Genomic DNA, 15,597 nt, shown 5'->3' with positions numbered 1-15,597 from the left:
GTGCTGGACCACACCACCCACGGGACGCACCTGTCATCCGTGGCCGCGATGGCCTTGTCGGGCCTCGTGCCGACCGCGGTCGTGCCGGGTGTGATGTCGCTCGTCGGACGGGCACCGCTGTGGGAGCGCGTGAGCCTGCCCCCGGGCGTCGCCCTGCCGCTGCTGGTCCTGCTGCACGCCTGGGTGGTGCTCGCCGACCTGGTGCACCCCTTGCCTGCCGCTGTCACGCTCGGTTCGGAGCTGGTCCTGCTCTCGGCCGCGGTGACGTTCTGGGTGCCCGTGGTCGCGTACACACGGCACCGCCTGAGCGACCCCGGCCGCTGCCTCTACCTCTTCCTGGCCGCACCGCTGCTGGATCTCCCCGCACTCGGCGTGATCGCGGCGGGACACTCGGCGGAGGGAGTCGCCATGATCGTCGGCATGCTGCCCCTCGGCATCGCCGCGGCCGCACTCACCTGGTCGTGGATCCTCCGGGAGGAACGGCAGGCGCGGATGGAGGCGGTACAGGCCGGTGGCCCGCCTGCCCGCTGAGAGCAGTCAGTCGCCGTCGGAGCGGGCTCGGGACGTCAGACGTTCCCGCTGCGGTACGACGGTGTACTTGGGGTCCTCCGCGGAGGCCACACCGGCGTGGAACACGCCGAAGCGCAGGGCCGCCGAACCGGCCAGCAGGGCCGCACCCGCCGACGCGGCGAGCAGTCGGGCCCGGCCGCCCGTGTGGCCCGGCCGGCCCGCGTACGTGGCCAGCACCGCACCGCCCGCGGTGAGCACCTCCGCCGACCGCAGCTGCCAGTGAGGCTTGCCCTTCTCGTACGGCTCGGCAGCCAGGCCCATACGCCGCTTCATCAGCTGGAAAGCGCCCAGCTCCAGTCCCGCGCCGAGCACCGCCAGACGGCGCGCGGGTCCGGTCTGCCGGAACGGCGCGCAGGCCAGGGCCAGCCCGGCGGCCGCGGTGGCGCCCGAACCCGCGAAGACGAACGGCATCTCCCGGTGCCCCTCGTGCCACGACGGCACGGCGGTGTCGGCCAACAGCACGGCGGTGTAGGTGGCGACCGCCGGGCCGAGAGCTGCGGCGCCCGCCGTGGCGGCGGCACCGACGATCCGGTGGCGGCCCGCGACGTCGGCGGCAGCGGCGGCCACCGTGAGCGGCGCGTAGCTCGCCAGCAGCCACGATCCCAGGTTCATGGGGGAGGTTGGCTTGAAGATGCGGAGCATGTTGAGGAAGCGGGCGGGGCGTCCGAGGTCGTGCACGAGCGCGGCCAGGGACATCGAGATCGCTCCGGCCGCGCCCAGCTTCGCCACGCGGGCCAGCCCCGGGCGGCCCGTGACCTGACCACCTGCGGCCAGGAGTGAGGACGCCCCGGCGAGGCCGCCGAGGTAGAGGTAGCCCGCGATGTCCAGCGGCCGCCACGTCGGCTTGTTCAGGATCGGCTTGCCGTAGTACGAGGAGAACTCGGCGTCGGGCACCATCGCCTGCTCACCGCGTCCGCGGCGCCGCCGTCGGCGCCCGGTGGAGGCTCCGGTGAGGGCGTCGCGTCCGGGGTGGGCGCCCTCCATCCCGTCGCGGGTTACGTCGGACCCGGTCATCGTGGCCTCCTGACGAAGCTGAGAACGGCCATCGCGGCGAGCGACGCGGCGGCGGCCGCCGCGTGCCGCCACATGGCGGGCAGGTCGCGGGTGGTGACGACCGGGTCGGGCGGCAGGCCGTAGACCTCCGGTTCGTCCAGCAGCAGGAAGAACGCGCCGTCGCCGCCGACGCCGTCCTGCGGGTCCTCGCCGTACAGGCGCGCGTCCGTGACCCCGGCCGCGTGCAGCTGCGCGACCCGGGCCGCCGCCCGCTCCCGCAGCTCGTCCAGCGGGCCGAACTGGATGGAGTCCGTGGGGCACGCCTTGGCGCAGGCCGGTTCCATGCCGACGCCGAGGCGGTCGTAGCACAGGGTGCACTTCCAGGCGCGCCCGTCGCCCCGGCGCTGGTCGATCACGCCGTACGGGCAGGCCGGGACGCAGTAGCCGCAGCCGTTGCAGATGTCCTCCTGGACGACGACCGTGCCGAACTCGGTGCGGAACAGCGACCCGGTCGGGCACACGTCGAGGCAGCCCGCGTGCGTGCAGTGCTTGCACACGTCGGAGGACATCAGCCAGCGCAACTCGGTGCGTCCGTCGGGTGCGACGGGCGAGATCTCTCCTGCCGGCGCGCCCGCAGGAGCGGAGCCGGGTTCGGGAGCCGTGGCGCCCGGGCCGGGGGAGGAGGGGGAGGTGCCCAGGTTCCCGGCGGCCGCGAAGACGTCGATGTCCTCGTGGCCGACGCCGGGCTCCTGACCGCCCAGCGGCTTGCGCTGCTCGATGAAGGCCACGTGCCGCCAGGTGCTGGCACCGAGTCCCTGGGTGTTGTCGTAGGACATGCCGGTCAGCTCCAGGCCGTCCTCCGGGATCGCGTTCCACTCCTTGCACGCCACCTCGCACGCCTTGCAGCCGATGCACACGGAGGTGTCCGTGAAGAAGCCCACGCGGGCCGGTGCGTCGGTGTACCCGGCCTCTCCTGCCACGTCGGGCTGCGGGCCGAACAGCGCACTGCCCCGGACCGGATCCTCGCTCCGCCCGGGCGTTGCCGCCGACGCGTCGGTGTCATCCGTCATGCCGTGACCTCCTCGGTCATGTGTCGTCGGCCTCCTCCGCCGCACCGGGGGCGGCCCGCACGAGTTCGACGCGTTGCCGCTGCCAGTCGGTGGCCGGCAGTTCCACCCGCTTGCCGAAGTACCACCGGCTCAGCGCGTTCCTGATGCGGTGCTTGCGGAACCAGCGCCACACCTCCGTGCCGTGTGCCCGCGGCCGTGGCTCGTCACGCACGAGGATGCGATAGACCTCGGCCGGCGGCAGCAGCGTCCGCGCCTGCTGGTAGCCGCCGTCCGCGGTCTGCCGCACCTCGGCGGCGGCCCGCCCCTCCAGCAGGCGCCCTCGGTCGGCCGCCTGCAGCCCCAGGCAGGCCCGTTTGGTGGCGTGGTAGGCCAGGAACGGCAGCACTAACAGGGCGGTGCGGAGGGTGTACGTCACCCATTCCAGCCGGATGCCGAAGACGAACGCGATGACGTCCTGTCCGCCCGCCATGAGCAGGACGGCGTAGGCGGAGACGGCGGCGACGCCCAGGGCGGTGCGGGTGGGCTGGTTGCGCGGGCGGTCGCACAGGTGCTGTTCGGGTGCGGGGCCGGTGATCCACCGTTCGAAATACGGATAGCTGTAGAGGACGAGGAACAAGGTGACGGGCAGCACCACACCCGGCAGGAAGACGTCCCACACGACGGTGTGCCCGGCGACGTCGGTCTCCGCGGCGGGCATCAGGCGCAGGGCGCCCTCCAGGAAACCGACGTACCAGTCCGGTTGGGAGCCGATGGAGACCTGGTCGGCGCGGTAGGGGCCGAAAGCCCAGATCGGGTTGATCTGCAACAGGGCCGCAAGCAGGGTCAGCACGCCCGCCACGGCGAAGAACAGGCCGAGGGATTTGGTCGTGTACTGCGGGTAGAAGGGCTTGCCGATCACGTTCCGGTTGGTCCGGCCGGGCAGGGCCCACTGGGTGTGCTTGTGATAGACGATGAACGTCAAGTGGACCGTGACGAGCGCCAGCAGCAGTCCGGGCAGCAGCAGGATGTGGGCCACGTACAGGCGCGGGATGATCTCGTGCCCGGGGAACTGGCCGCCGAAGACGAAGAACGACAGATAGGTGCCGACGACGGGGATCGACAGCACGATGCCCTGAGTGGTGCGCAGGCCGGTCCCGGAGAGCAGGTCGTCGGGGAGCGAGTAGCCGCAGAAGCCCTCCAGCACAGCCAGCAGGAACAGCGTCACGCCGATCGTCCAGTTCGCTTCCCGAGGCCGCCGAAAGGCGCCGGTGAAGAAGATCCGCAGCAGGTGCACACAGATCGCGGCGACGAACACCAGTGCGCCCCAGTGGTGGATCTGCCGGATCAGAAGACCGCCGCGCACGTCGAAGCTGATGTGCATGACCGAGGCGAAGGCCTCCGACATCAGCACGCCCTGCAGCGGCTCGTACGAACCGGTGTACGACTGCTTCGCCATGGAGGGGTGGAAGAAGAAAGCCAGGAAGACGCCTGTCGCGACCAGCACGAGCAGGCTGTACAGGGCGATCTCGCCCAGCAGGAACGACCAGTGGTCGGGGAACGCCTTGCGCAGGAACTCCCGGCCCGCCTGACTGACCGGCAGACGTTTGTCGAGCGCGCTCACCACCCGTTCGCCACGCGCGGTGGACCGACTCGATCCGTCCTCGCCAGCCACCGCCACGGCGCGTTCGCCCTCCTGCCGCCCGTTGCGGCGACTGCGTCGCGTGACCAGTCGCCGACTGTCCGTTTTCGAGCCTGCCACGGGTGCCCTGGGCTCGCGCGGCTGAAACGGCGTCGGAGGGACTGACGGTGGGCGGAGAGTGGCGAGTGAGGCGGGGTGCGCCAGTGATCATGCTTCTGTTTGTGGTGCGGGCCGCGGGCTACCCGGTCGTACGACCGTCGGGCCCACGGCGCGGGAGGTCCACGTGGCCAGCGTCTCTCAGTTCCTTGCGGCACGTCTGCGGGCGTGGGATGTGGACCGGGTGTTCGGCCTCCCCGGCCGGGACGTGGACCCCTTGGTCACCGCTCTGACCGAGGGAAGCGAGACACCGGAATTCCTGCACGTGCGGCACGAGGAGTCGGCCGCCCTGATGGCATGCGCCCACGCCAAGCTGACCGGACGGGTGGGCTGCTGCCTCGCTTCGTCCGGCTCCGGCGCACTCCACCTCCTCAGCGGCTTGTACGACGCGGCACTGGACCGCCGGCCGGTGGTGGCCCTGGTCGGCCAGGAATCGCCGCCCGCGGTCGGCGCCCGGCGGTCGGCCATCCGGACGCCCCACCACTTCGCCGAGGTGTCCGTGTACTGCGAGCCGGTCTCCGACCCGACCGTGGTGGGGGACACGCTGGACCGTGCCTTCGGAGCCGCGCTGTCCGAGCGGGGCGTGGCCACGTTGATCGTTCCCAGCTCCGTCCTTGAGGCTCGGGCGCCTCGGGGCCTGAGCGCGGACGAAGGCGCTCCCGTGCGCCCCTCCTTGCCGCTGCGGTCGCCGGACCAGCGGGACCTACGCCGGGCGGCCGATGTCCTGAACGCGGGCAGCAGGGTCGCGGTCGTCGTGGGCCCGGGTGCCGCGCGGGCATCCGGCCACGTCGTGGGCGTTGCCGAGCTTCTCGCCGCCGGTGTCGCCAAGACGTCGCCGGCCCGGGACGTTCTCCCCGACGACCTGCCCTACGTCGCGGGCGTGGCGGGCCCCTTCGGCAGCGCGGTCGCCGCTGTCCTGGTTCGCGACTGCGACACCTTGCTGCTGATCGGCGCCGAGGACTTCGACGTCGGCCCGGTGCCCGAGTCCGGTGCGCGTCGGATCGTCACCGTCGACGCCGACGCCGAGTCCTCCCCGGAAGGCGGTGACGCGTCCCCCGACGTGCGGCTGACCGGCGACGTCGCCACGGCTCTGGAGATGCTCATCCCGCTGTTGCACCGCAAGTCCGGCCGTGGCTGGCGCACGAACGTCGAGCGCGCCGTCCGGGAATGGCATGCCGAGGGCCACGCGAAAGCCCACCGGTTCTTCGGCATGGCGATCAACCCCCGCTCCGTGGTCGCCGAGCTGTCCGCCCGGCTGCCGGACCGGTCCGTCGTCGTCACCGATTCCGGCTCCGCCCTCGACTGGTGGAGCCGTCACCTGGAACTGCGCAACGGAATGCGCTCGATCCTTTCGGGACACCTGGCCACCCCCGGAGCGGCCGTTCCCTACGCCGTGGCCGCCCGGCTGGCCTTCCCCGAACGGCCGGTGATCGCCCTGGTCGGCGACGGAGCCCTGCAAGCGGGCGGCATGAACGAGCTGATCACCGTGCGGCGGCACCTCGAACGGTTCGCCGCCCTGCCACCGACGATCTTCTGCGTCTTCAACAACGAGGACCTCAGCCGGCTCACCTGGGAGCGCCGGAAAGCGGCCGGGGACCCGCGCATCCCGGCGACCGGCGAGGTCCCCGCCGTGTCGTACGCGCAGTACGCCCGGCTGCTCGGCCTGCCCGGTGCCCGCTGCGACCGGCCCGCGCAGGTGGGTGCCGCCTGGGAGGACGCGCTCGCCGGGCGCGGGCCGACGCTCCTGGAGTTCATGGTCGACGGGGACACGCCACCGGACTGGGCGGATCTCGACGGCTCGGTGGGCGCCCGGGGGCCGTCGCTCAGGCCTCGTGCCGGTGGCTCCGTGCGGCGGAGGATCAGCGCGGCGATCGGAGGCGTGTTCGGCATGAGCCGGTGATCTCCACTGGGTGATAAGGACCCGCTGCCTGGGTACTGCGTGTGGTCCGGAGTCGGCGACCACGAGGCCGGCGGGTGGTTTGGGAACGGCAGGCAGGAGACGGCGATGCACACCCGAGGTGACGAAGCCGCATCGGCAGGGGGCCGCATGGGTGATGCCGCGGCCCGGCTGGCCGAGGACACCGCTGAACTGGCCCGGCGGGAGGTCAGGGCGATCCAGGACGAGGCCGTGACCGCGCTCAAGCGGTTCGGGGCGGGCGGACTGTTGCTCGCGGGCGCGGGCACCTGCGGTGTGCTCGCCCTGTGGGCGGCGCACGAGGCACTGCTGCGGGCTGTCGAGTCCGTACTGCCGAGGGGGAAAGCGGCGGTAGCTCTGACCTGCGCGTACGCCTGTGGCGCCGCGGCCCTCGGCATGGCGGCCCGCAACCGGATCCGCGCCGGGGCGCAGGCCACCGCCGGGGCCATGGAGAAGGAGGCAGGACAGCTGGAGCAGGAACACGCGCCGATGCGCGGCGGCGAGGACGCCGGTCCTGAGGCTTCCTGAGACGAGGAAACGACTACCACTGACGGCGACGCGGTCGGCCCACGTCGGCGCAATCGCTCCGCTCGGGCCCTCAGGCCCTCGGTTCGATGCGGCTGATCTCCAGCTCCCGCCCGCTCCGCAGCGCCGTCGAGGGACGGTCGCAGCCGGGGCACCAGAAGAACGGCGGCATGCCCACCGGGAACTCCGCCGCGCACGGCTCGCACCAGGCGCGCGCGGGCACCGCCTCGACGACCAGCCGCGCCTCGGCCAGGGCGGTGCCGTCGCGGGCCACCTCGAAGGCGAAGTCGAGGGCTTTGGGAACCACGCCCGACAGTTCGCCCACCCGGACGGTCACCGCCGCGACGGCGTCCGTCCCGTCCGCACGCGCCAGCTCGGCGGCCCGGTCAACGATCGCGGTCGCGATCGACAGCTCGTGCACCGTCGGCTCAGCGCGGGTGCCGGGAACCGACGTGGAAACCGGCCATCCGCCAGATCCGCACTTCGCGTACCGCTCCCGGAAACTCCTTCACCATCAGTGCCAGGAGCGCACCGCCCACCAGCACCGCCTCCGCCATCAGGATCCGTCTGGCCGTCATCGCCGCTCCCTGCTCGCTCGTAGCCTGTGTCTTTTCCGCCGTCGCTCGACCGGGTCCTCATCCGGGGGAGATGCTCGGCATGATCTTCATGATCGCGTTGTGCCGCTTCCAGTGGATCCCGGTGGACCGGCGTGCGTCGGCGGTGCCGTCCTCGTGGTGTCCCGGCTGGTGCTGGTACGGGCCCTTGTTGCCCTGGCGGATGCCGTGGACGTGGGTGGGCGTGTCCGGCTTCGCCTGGGGTTTGCCGACCTTGATGGTGCCCATGCCGTTCTCCTCTCCCGCGGCCCTACGGCCGCTCGGTCAGTTCGGCGAAGAACTGCTCGACGGCGGGCCAGAACCGGCCACCGCCGGACAGCCCCCGCCACTCCCGGCGCACGAGGGCGACCAGCCGGAAGCAGTCGTCGAGCGGTACGATCCAGTGCTGTCGCAACGACCGCGCGGTGTTCACCAGCAGCGCTTCCACCTCGGGTTCCACGCCGGCCAGCTCCGGACACTTCGTCACCGTCTCCTGCCAGGCGCCCGCGTCCACCTCCCAGCGGGTGGCGCCCGCTGGGCTCGGGTAGTGCGCCGACACGCTGCCGTCCGTCCGGGGCACGAAGAACGCCAGACCGACGGGGACACCGAGCGGTCCCGTCTCGACCGCCGCCAGCCTCACGCGCCGCTGCGGAACCAGCCGGTAGTGGCCGTCGCCCGCGCCGTCCTCCACGAAGAGCACCGAGCACGCACGACAGGCGCACAGCGCCTCCTCGCGGCTTGTGTCGTACAGATGCCGGTGGTCGGCGGCGATCGGCGCGCCGCACAGGTCGCAGCGTTCCTCGGCGTCTCCCGTGCGCCGGTCGGCGGACGAGCGGATCATCCGGCTCAGGGCGCCGCCGACGGTCACGGTGCCCCCTGCGGCTGGGCAGGCCGGCGCAGCACGGTGTCCAGGGGGACGAACGCGGCCTTCGCGGACTCCGGCTCCGGCACCGGCTCGACGGCCGTCAGCTCGGGCGCCGCGGCGAGGACCGCCTCCCGAACGGCCTCCTCGAACCCGGCGGACGCCGACCCGCACCCGGACCCGCATCCGGGGGTACGAAGGCGGACCCGGGCGACCGGGCCCTCCACGCCGGCCAGTTCCACATCACCGCCGCGCTCCTGGAGGGCGGGCCGGAGCCGCTCGACGGCCCGGGAGGCTCGGAGTTCGGGCGGCTCGGGGTGGATGTCGTGCAGCACCAGCAGGTGGTCCAGCAACTCGTCGCCGGTCAGGCGTGCGCGCAGCGCGGGGTCTGCAAGGTCCAGCACCCGGGCCAGCGCCTCGCCGTAGACCTCGGTCAGCGCGCGGACCGCGTCGAGGGCCGCCTGAGCCGTGGGACCGGGCGTGATGCCGACCTTCTCCAGCACCTCGTCGATGCGGGCCAGACGCGCCATCACCTCGCCGTCGTTCAACCGCCAGGGCAGGACAGTCCCATCGGCCGGTTCCCCGACGGCCGGATGAACGGCCGGGTGAACCGGCTCAGCCATGGGACGCTCCATAGGTGGGGGAGTGCAGCGTGGTGAGCGTCTTGCCCTTGCCCAGGTACATGTGGACTCCGCAGGGCAGACACGGGTCGAAGCTGCGGACGGTGCGCATGATGTCGACGCCCTTGAAGTCCTCCGGCCCGTTCTCCTCGAAGATGGGCTGGCCCTGGACGGCGTCCTCGTACGGACCGGGGGTGCCGTAGCTGTCGCGGGGGCTGGCGTTCCACGGGGTCGGCGGGTACGGGTGATAGTTGGCGATCTTCTTGTTCTTGATCACCAGATGGTGGGAGAGGACCCCGCGCACCGCCTCGTGGAATCCGCAGCCGATGGCCTCCTCGGGCACCTCGAAGTCCTCGTAGACCTTGGTCTTCCCGGCCCGCACCAGCTGCATGGCCTCCTCCAGGAACTGCAATGCCATCGCGGCCGCGTAGGCGACGAAATAGGGCCGGGCGCGGTTCCGCTCGATGGTGTTGCTCCACTGGGGGATGTGCCACTCCAGCGCCGTCTCCGGCAGCTTCTCGCTCTTGGGCAGCGAGATGCGCACGCTGTGCCCGGTGGCCTTGATGTACGGTGTGTCGACCAGGCCGTTGAGCGCCGTGGACCACAAGCGGGCGAGCGGGCCGCCGCCGGTGTCCAGGGCGAGGTGCTCACCGCTCTCCTTGTGGTACCAGCGCGGACTCATGACCCAGCTGTACTTGGCGTCGAACTCCCGCTTCTGCGGCACCGGTACCGTCGTCTGGTTCCAGGGGTGCCGCATGTCGACCGGGTTGCCGAGCGGGTCGTGAGTGACGAACGGCTCCTCGTTGACCCAGTCCTCGTAGTAGGAGCTGCCCAGCAGGATGCGCATCCCGAGGTTGATGTCGACCAGGTTGTTGGTGACCAGTTCGCCGTCGAGGACGATGCCGGGGGTGACGTACATCGCCTTGCCCCAGTCGTTCATGGTCTCGTAGCGGTAGTCGACCACGTCCGGGTCCTGGAAGGCGCCCCAGCAGCCGAGCATGATCCGGCGGCGGCCGACCTCCTCGTAGCCGGGCAGGGCCTCGTAGAAGAAGTCGAACACGTCGTCGTTCATCGCCACGGCCTGCTTGATGAAGTCGAGGACCCTCATCAGGCGGGACAGGTAGTCGGTGAACGTCGTCGGCTGCGGCATCGTGCCGACGCCGCCCGGGTACATCGTCGACGGGTGGACGTGGCGCCCCTCCATGAGGCAGAACATCTCGCGTGTGACCCGGCTGACCTTGAGGGCCTCCTTGTACACCTCGCCCTCGAAGGGGTTGAAGGCCCGCATGATGTCGGCGATGGTCCGGTAGCCGTGGATGTGCCCGCGGGGCGCCTCGGACTGCTCGGCCCGCGCCAGCACACTCGGGTTGGTGGCCTTGACCATCGCCTCGCAGAAGTCCACGAACACCAGGTTGTCCTGGAAGATCGTGTGGTCGAACATGTACTCGGCGGCCTCGCCCAGGTTGGTGATGTGCTCCGCCAGCGGCGGCGGCTTGATGCCGTAGGCCATCTGCTGCGCGTAGTTGGAGCAGGTGGTGTGGTTGTCGCCGCAGATGCCGCAGATGCGCGAGGTGATGAAACCAGCGTCGCGTGGGTCCTTGCCCTTCATGAAGACGGAGTAGCCGCGGAACAGGGACGAGGTGCTGTGGCACTCCACGACTTCCCGGTTGGCGAAGTCGATCTTCGTGTAGATGCCGAGGTTCCCGATGATCCGGGTGATGGGGTCCCAGGACATGTCGACGAGCTCCGGAGGTCTCCGCTCGCCCGCCCGGGCCCGGTCCTCGGTTGTGGTCATGTGCGTTCCTGCCCTCGCTGCTCGCTGCTCGCTGTGTTCGGCGGTCGGTGGTGCGGGGTCCATGGGGCACGGGGCCACGGTCACGGACGCCAGTGCGGGTCGTAGCCGGAGGTGAGGACCGGCTTGTTGTGGTGCCACTTGGGCTCGCGGTTGACCGCGATGTTGGTGATGCCGCGCAGGCGGCGGATGACCGCCCCGTAGGGCTTGATGAGGATCGACGACAGGCTCCCGCCGGCCGGCTCGTCCATGAACGGCATGAACGCGTCGGGAAAGCCGGGCATCGTGCAGCCGATGCAGATGCCGCCCACGTTCGGACAGCCGCCGATGCCGGCCATCCAGCCGCGCTTGGGCACGTTGCAGTTCACCACGGGACCCCAACAGCCCACCTTCACCTGGCACTTGGGGGAGTTGTAGTCCTTGGAGAAGTCGGCCTGCTCGTAGTACGCGGCGCGGTCGCAGCCCTCGTGCACGGTCTTGCCGAACAGCCACTGCGGGCGCAGCATGTGGTCGAGCGGCGGTGCCGGGGCGGCGCCGGCCGCGTGGTACAGGACCCAGATCAGGGTCTCCATGAAGTTCTCCGGCTGGATGGGGCAGCCGGGGACATTGACGATCGGCAGGGCGCCCTCCGACTTGAAGTCCCAGCCGAGGTAGTCGGCCAGGCCCATGCAGCCCGTCGGGTTGCCCGCCATCGCGTGGATGCCGCCGTACGTGGCACAGGTGCCGGCGGCGACCACCGCCCACGCCTTCGGGGCCAGCCGGTCGATCCACCAGTTGAGGGTGAGCGGTTGGCCGGTGCCCGGGTCATTGCCGAACGACGTCCAGTAACCCTCCCCCTGGATGATGTTCTGGTTCGGGATCGAGCCCTCGATGACGAGGATGAACGGCGCGAGCTCGCCGCGGATCGCCGCGCGGTACGGGGCCAGGAAGTCCTCGCCGCCGAGGCTGGGGGAGAGCACCTTGTTGTGCAGGTTCACCTTCGGGAGCCCGGGGACAAGGCCCTGGATGAGGTCCTCGATCGCCGGCTGGCCGGCCGCGGTGAGGGACACGGAGTCGCCGTCGCAGCTCATGCCCTCGGAGATCCAGAGGATGTTGATCTCGTCGAAGCCGTTGCGCGCTTCGGCCCGGCTCGGTTCGGTGGCGACCTCCTGGGTGCCGCTCGCGGTCGTCATGTCCTGGGCCTCCGCTGCAGTCGGTCCCTGAATCGGTCGTACGCCGCGGCCACCGGCCCCGCGAAGGTGAGCATGGGCGGCCGGTCCGGCGCGTGCGGGTGCGGGCGAGTCGGCGCCGTCTGCTTGGCCTTCACGAGCATCCGCCCCAGCTCGTCGAGCCGCTGCTGGTCGACGGCCTCGCGCAGTTTGGGCATGAACTCGCCCTCCTCCTCAAGCACGTGCGCCTCGACGTCGCGCCGAAGCCGCGCGATCAGCTCGTCGGTGCGCTCGTCGTCCTCGCCGAGCCGGTCCAGATCAGCGAGGGTCTCCTTGACGGCCATGTGCTCGCCGAGATGGTCGTCGACCAGCCGCTTGCCGTCCGGCAGGACCTTCCTGGCAAGGGGGTAGACCATGAGCTCCTCCAGCGCCGCGTGCTTGGACAGCTCGCGGATCAGCAGTTCCACCACTGCGCGCCGCTGCGTGGGGGAGGCGGCCGAGTAGTAGTCGCGGAAAAGCTGCTCCACCATGCGATGGTCGTGCACCAGCACCTCAAGACCGTCCATCGGACCGTCCCTTCTCCGGCCCGTCGGCCGGCTGTCGGGGCCGCTCGTGCGGCAGCCGGGGCGGGTCGGGCGTCGTGGGCCGACCCGTGACGTCGAGGGGCGCGAGCGGCTCGACTTCATCGGGCCGGAAGTAGTGGTAGCGGCCGTACCAGTCGTGCAGCTCCGCCGCCGGATCGTCGTCGATCGTGACGGCGAGGTACACGCCGCCGTCCACGTCGTGGAAGACCGCCGCGACCCGGGCGGTCCGCCCGGCCAGGAACATGTCCTGGGCGTCGGCCCCCCGGACGCGCGGGCGAAGCCGCACCCGGTGACCGTTCCCCACCGGCACACCGTCGACGAGGACCGTGTCGGTCACCGGAGACAGGTCGTCGTCGGCGCCCTCCTGCCACCACGTCGGCCGCGCCGGGTCCCTCGGTGCGGTGGATGCGGTGGATGGAGCCGTACCTTCGGGGCAAGGGGAGACGGCCGGACGTGTGGCCGCACTGGGGACGCCGGGCGGGGCGGGCACAAGGGAGCGGATGGCGCCGTGCAGCCGGGAGAAGACCTCCGGGGGCATGGTCTCGACCCGGTCGAGGATCTCGGCGGCGCGGCGGTCGGTGGCGCGCGCCTCGCGCTTCTCCTCGTCGGTGAGGAGCAGGGTGCGCAGGGTCAGGATCTCGTCGATCTCCGCAGCGTCGTGGAGATCCCCCGGGCTCTCCGGAGCCACCTGCGGGTGGTCGGGAAGGATGATCGGTGCGGAGAGCACGGCTGAGGATGATCCGCCGCCGAGGACGGGGAAAGTGAATGCGTTACGGCAGTCGCGGGCATGTCCCTCAAGGCTCGGCGGTGGATCGATCAGCGAGCGGAACTCCACGCCGTCCCCGCCGATGAGCGTGTGTGTGGCGATCAGCGCGTGGCTCAGCGCCTCGTCGCGAGCGGCGTGGGAATCCGGTGCGGACTCCGTGTTCTCGGTGCGGATCCGGAGCCGGTAGACGTCCTTTTCGACTCTCTCGGCACGGACGGTGCTGGTCGCGCCGACGGCCGCCCGCCGCCGTACCAACCGCCCGGTGCCCCCGGGGAGGGGCTCGATCTCCTCTCCGTCGGACGAGCCAACGGGGAAGGTGTGCTCCTCCCGCACCAGTTCGTCCAGCCGAACGACGACGTCCCGTTCGTGCGGCACGGCCTCGACGAAGGTCAGGTGGATGGTTCCGTCGTCCGTGCGCAGCGACTCGACGGGCCGGTACCGCCCGTGCCGATCGGCCTCCTCCACCTGCTTGTGCTGCATCTGCAGGTATCGCACGCCCACCCGCACGAGCGCGTCGGGCCGCCGACCGACCACCAGGCACTCGGTCCGCTGGTACCAGGAGTCGGCGGAACCGGAGATGCCGGGAGGGACGGGGCCCTCATGCTCCACCCAGTTCCTGGGGAACAGGACGCCGAATTGCCACCGGACGCGGTTCTTGGGAGAGGACCGTCGGTAGGGATAGAGCAGATAGCCCTCGTACAGGACGGCGTCGGCGACGGCACGGAGTTGCGCGAAGGCGTTTGCGGAGTCGTCGGACGGCTCTCTCACGCCGTTCTCGGCAGCAGCGGGTGGCATGCCGCTCCCCACGAGAGCTTCCGCCATCCCGCCTCCTCGGATCTGTACGCGGAGTCATCCCTTCCACCACCGTCGCAGCGATCACTCCTCCCCGCCCCCTGCGGCCCACCCGCTTTGAGCCGTCCGAGGGAGCGGGCGCCGCCTGCCGAGCAGCCAGTGCTCCAGTGCGGCGCCGTGACGAGCGGGTTCGGCTGCGTGAAATGGGGTACTCCCGGCATATTGCCGGAACGCGGGGAAGGTGAAAGCCGTGGCCAGACCGGACAGGACGTGGTCGTCGATCAGCCGTGCCGGGGCACGCGGCCTGGTGGCGGCCATGGCGATGACGGGCAGCCGCACGGTGGCGGCCGGTGTCGCTCCCGAGGAGAGGACGCCACCGGAGGCGATCGTGGAGAGGCATGCGCCGGCGCTGTTCTCGCGCCTGGACGAGCACCATCGCGAGGCGGTGACCGAACTGCTCCACTGGGCGTACGGCGCCGGCGGAGGCGTGGCTTTCGGCCTGCTGCCCGCACGGATCCGCCGATTCCCCGGGACGGGCGCGGTCTACGGTTTGGCCTTCTGGCTGGGTTTCGAGATGGGGATCGCTCCCCTTCTCGGCATCGAACAGGCGAAGCACCGGAAGGTGGTGTGGCGTGTCCTGATCGCGCTCGACCACGTGTTGTACGGGGTGGTGGTGGCCGGCCGACTGGCCCCGGAACCGGCGATCGACGCAGACCGGTCCGATGGCGAGGCCGACGGCTGAGCGAAGGACAGGGCTCGCCGGGACCCTGGTCAGGCCATCTCCGACCCCTGCACCAGGAGTTGTGCCACAGCCATGGCCGCCACCACGATGGCCGCCCGGAACGGCCACCGGCTGCCGCCCCTCGACGGTACGGCCGTACCCGCGGCCGCGACGATCCCGGCCGCGGCCGCCAGCGCCCAGTCCGAGGTCTCCGCAGCCCCGGGCGGCCCTGCGACGAGCACGCCCAAAGCCGCCAGCAGCACGCACGGGGCCAGCCACCGACAGGCCGGACCGCCCAGCCGCTGCGGCAACCCGCGCACACCGGTCGCGAGATCGTTCTCGATGTCCGGAAGGACGTTCACCAGGTGCGCTCCGACGCCCAGCAGCGCCCCCGCCGTCACCGCCCACCAGGCGGGCCAGGACGGTGACGGCAGACCGAGGGTGACGAAGGCAGGCAGCGAGCCGAAGCCCACGGCATAGGGCAGCGGTGAGAGCACCGTGTGCTTCAACCGCAGGTTGTAGGTCCAGCCCGCGGCCACCATGCCTCCCAGGTGCGCCGCCCCCGCAGCGACGCCGCTCAGCAGTGACAGCGGCACGCACAGCCCCAGCGCCGTCCCGGCCGCGACAACCGCAGCGCGGGGCGGGAGTTCACCGGTGGCCAGCGGCTTGTCGGCGCGCCCGCAGACCGCGTCGCGCTGCGCGTCGGCCGCGTCGTTGCACCAGCCGATCGAGAGCTGACCGGCCAGCACGGCCGCGGCCACCGCCGCCGACCCCGCCACCCCGCGGCCCGCCGCCACGGCCAGGGCGGTCACGAACACTGTCACGGCGAGCGCCGGTTCCAGATGGCAGGAGCGCAACAGCACCGGGACACG

At 71.4% G+C, this 15,597-nt stretch carries 17 protein-coding genes; 4 read left to right on the top strand and 13 right to left on the bottom strand.

The window, feature by feature from the left end:
- Nucleotides 1–531: a hypothetical protein gene (locus SSP24_RS44095; protein ID WP_229865629.1), complete on the top strand. Its 531-nt coding sequence runs from the start codon at nt 1–3 to the stop codon at nt 529–531.
- A gap of 6 nt (nt 532–537) precedes the next feature.
- Here the strand turns inward: SSP24_RS44095 and nrfD are convergent, their stop codons facing one another.
- From nrfD to qcrB, 3 genes are read right to left on the bottom strand one after another with little or no spacing between them, the layout of a single operon-like run.
- Complete coding sequence (gene nrfD / locus SSP24_RS14915) at nt 538–1,584, bottom strand: NrfD/PsrC family molybdoenzyme membrane anchor subunit (RefSeq protein WP_174864651.1); 1,047 nt, start codon at nt 1,582–1,584, stop codon at nt 538–540.
- Nucleotides 1,581–2,633 (bottom strand): 4Fe-4S dicluster domain-containing protein, encoded by a 1,053-nt coding sequence (locus SSP24_RS14910; protein ID WP_141310004.1) that lies wholly within the window; start codon nt 2,631–2,633, stop codon nt 1,581–1,583. Before SSP24_RS14910 ends, nrfD begins: the two co-directional genes overlap by 4 nt.
- A 16-nt stretch (nt 2,634–2,649) precedes the next feature.
- The gene (gene qcrB / locus SSP24_RS14905; RefSeq protein WP_229865662.1) at nt 2,650–4,284 is read right to left on the bottom strand and encodes a cytochrome bc1 complex cytochrome b subunit; all 1,635 of its coding nucleotides are present in this window, start codon (nt 4,282–4,284) and stop codon (nt 2,650–2,652) included.
- Between the two features lie 250 nt (nt 4,285–4,534).
- On the opposite strand from qcrB, the gene SSP24_RS14900 reads away from it, so the two are divergent.
- Entirely contained in the window at nt 4,535–6,307 is a 1,773-nt protein-coding gene (locus SSP24_RS14900; RefSeq protein ID WP_167529591.1) for a thiamine pyrophosphate-binding protein, read from the top strand.
- Nucleotides 6,308–6,454: 147 nt separating this feature from the next.
- Nucleotides 6,455–6,850 carry a phage holin family protein gene (locus SSP24_RS14895; RefSeq protein ID WP_167529590.1) on the top strand — a complete coding sequence of 132 codons (396 nt, stop codon included), beginning with the start codon at nt 6,455–6,457 and terminating at the stop codon, nt 6,848–6,850.
- Nucleotides 6,851–6,920: 70 nt separating this feature from the next.
- On the opposite strand, the gene hypA is transcribed toward SSP24_RS14895, so the two are convergent.
- The 9 genes from hypA to SSP24_RS14855 form a co-directional block, all read right to left on the bottom strand.
- Nucleotides 6,921–7,268 (bottom strand): hydrogenase maturation nickel metallochaperone HypA, encoded by a 348-nt coding sequence (hypA, locus tag SSP24_RS14890; protein ID WP_141310001.1) that lies wholly within the window; start codon nt 7,266–7,268, stop codon nt 6,921–6,923.
- Nucleotides 7,269–7,275: 7 nt separating this feature from the next.
- Nucleotides 7,276–7,425, bottom strand: a complete 150-nt coding sequence (locus SSP24_RS42835) for a hypothetical protein (protein ID WP_167529589.1) — start codon at nt 7,423–7,425, stop codon at nt 7,276–7,278.
- 57 nt (nt 7,426–7,482) lie between these two features.
- Entirely contained in the window at nt 7,483–7,689 is a 207-nt protein-coding gene (locus tag SSP24_RS14885) for a hypothetical protein (protein WP_141310000.1), read from the bottom strand.
- A gap of 22 nt (nt 7,690–7,711) precedes the next feature.
- Nucleotides 7,712–8,308: a DUF5947 family protein gene (locus SSP24_RS14880; protein WP_141309999.1), complete on the bottom strand. Its 597-nt coding sequence runs from the start codon at nt 8,306–8,308 to the stop codon at nt 7,712–7,714.
- Nucleotides 8,305–8,925: a NifU family protein gene (locus SSP24_RS14875; RefSeq protein WP_373306751.1), complete on the bottom strand. Its 621-nt coding sequence runs from the start codon at nt 8,923–8,925 to the stop codon at nt 8,305–8,307. The genes SSP24_RS14880 and SSP24_RS14875 overlap by 4 nt, the downstream gene beginning before the upstream one ends.
- Nucleotides 8,918–10,717: a nickel-dependent hydrogenase large subunit gene (locus SSP24_RS14870; RefSeq protein ID WP_141309997.1), complete on the bottom strand. Its 1,800-nt coding sequence runs from the start codon at nt 10,715–10,717 to the stop codon at nt 8,918–8,920. Before SSP24_RS14870 ends, SSP24_RS14875 begins: the two co-directional genes overlap by 8 nt.
- An 80-nt stretch (nt 10,718–10,797) precedes the next feature.
- Complete coding sequence (locus SSP24_RS14865; protein ID WP_141309996.1) at nt 10,798–11,886, bottom strand: NADH-quinone oxidoreductase subunit B family protein; 1,089 nt, start codon at nt 11,884–11,886, stop codon at nt 10,798–10,800.
- The gene (locus tag SSP24_RS14860) at nt 11,883–12,428 is read right to left on the bottom strand and encodes a hemerythrin domain-containing protein (RefSeq protein WP_141309995.1); all 546 of its coding nucleotides are present in this window, start codon (nt 12,426–12,428) and stop codon (nt 11,883–11,885) included. The genes SSP24_RS14865 and SSP24_RS14860 overlap by 4 nt, the downstream gene beginning before the upstream one ends.
- Complete coding sequence (locus SSP24_RS14855) at nt 12,415–14,034, bottom strand: hypothetical protein (RefSeq protein WP_229865631.1); 1,620 nt, start codon at nt 14,032–14,034, stop codon at nt 12,415–12,417. The genes SSP24_RS14860 and SSP24_RS14855 overlap by 14 nt, the downstream gene beginning before the upstream one ends.
- 220 nt (nt 14,035–14,254) lie before the next feature.
- Between SSP24_RS14855 and SSP24_RS14850 the strand changes: the two genes are divergently transcribed.
- Nucleotides 14,255–14,746 (top strand): hypothetical protein, encoded by a 492-nt coding sequence (locus SSP24_RS14850; RefSeq protein WP_141309994.1) that lies wholly within the window; start codon nt 14,255–14,257, stop codon nt 14,744–14,746.
- A 29-nt stretch (nt 14,747–14,775) separates the two neighbouring features.
- Here the strand turns inward: SSP24_RS14850 and SSP24_RS14845 are convergent, their stop codons facing one another.
- The gene (locus SSP24_RS14845) at nt 14,776–15,585 is read right to left on the bottom strand and encodes a UbiA family prenyltransferase (RefSeq protein WP_229865667.1); all 810 of its coding nucleotides are present in this window, start codon (nt 15,583–15,585) and stop codon (nt 14,776–14,778) included.
- Nucleotides 15,586–15,597 lie beyond the last annotated feature (12 nt).

This window comes from Streptomyces spinoverrucosus (assembly GCF_006539505.1).
Taxonomy (GTDB): Bacteria; Actinomycetota; Actinomycetes; order Streptomycetales; family Streptomycetaceae; genus Streptomyces; species Streptomyces spinoverrucosus.
Note: the sequence above shows the minus strand (reverse complement) of the source record. Positions and strands in the feature narration are given on the sequence as shown.

Bases quoted from the DNA above. Each gene is read 5' to 3' on its own strand.
- nrfD (WP_174864651.1), bottom strand. From the start codon at position 1,584: ATGACCGGGTCCGACGTAACCCGCGACGGGATGGAGGGCGCCCACCCC.
- SSP24_RS14910 (WP_141310004.1), bottom strand. From the start codon at position 2,633: ATGACGGATGACACCGACGCGTCGGCGGCAACGCCCGGGCGGAGCGAG.
- SSP24_RS14895 (WP_167529590.1), top strand. From the start codon at position 6,455: ATGGGTGATGCCGCGGCCCGGCTGGCCGAGGACACCGCTGAACTGGCC.
- SSP24_RS42835 (WP_167529589.1), bottom strand. From the start codon at position 7,425: ATGACGGCCAGACGGATCCTGATGGCGGAGGCGGTGCTGGTGGGCGGT.
- SSP24_RS14885 (WP_141310000.1), bottom strand. From the start codon at position 7,689: ATGGGCACCATCAAGGTCGGCAAACCCCAGGCGAAGCCGGACACGCCC.
- SSP24_RS14875 (WP_373306751.1), bottom strand. From the start codon at position 8,925: ATGGCTGAGCCGGTTCACCCGGCCGTTCATCCGGCCGTCGGGGAACCG.
- SSP24_RS14870 (WP_141309997.1), bottom strand. From the start codon at position 10,717: ATGACCACAACCGAGGACCGGGCCCGGGCGGGCGAGCGGAGACCTCCG.
- SSP24_RS14865 (WP_141309996.1), bottom strand. From the start codon at position 11,886: ATGACGACCGCGAGCGGCACCCAGGAGGTCGCCACCGAACCGAGCCGG.
- SSP24_RS14860 (WP_141309995.1), bottom strand. From the start codon at position 12,428: ATGGACGGTCTTGAGGTGCTGGTGCACGACCATCGCATGGTGGAGCAG.
- SSP24_RS14855 (WP_229865631.1), bottom strand. From the start codon at position 14,034: ATGGCGGAAGCTCTCGTGGGGAGCGGCATGCCACCCGCTGCTGCCGAG.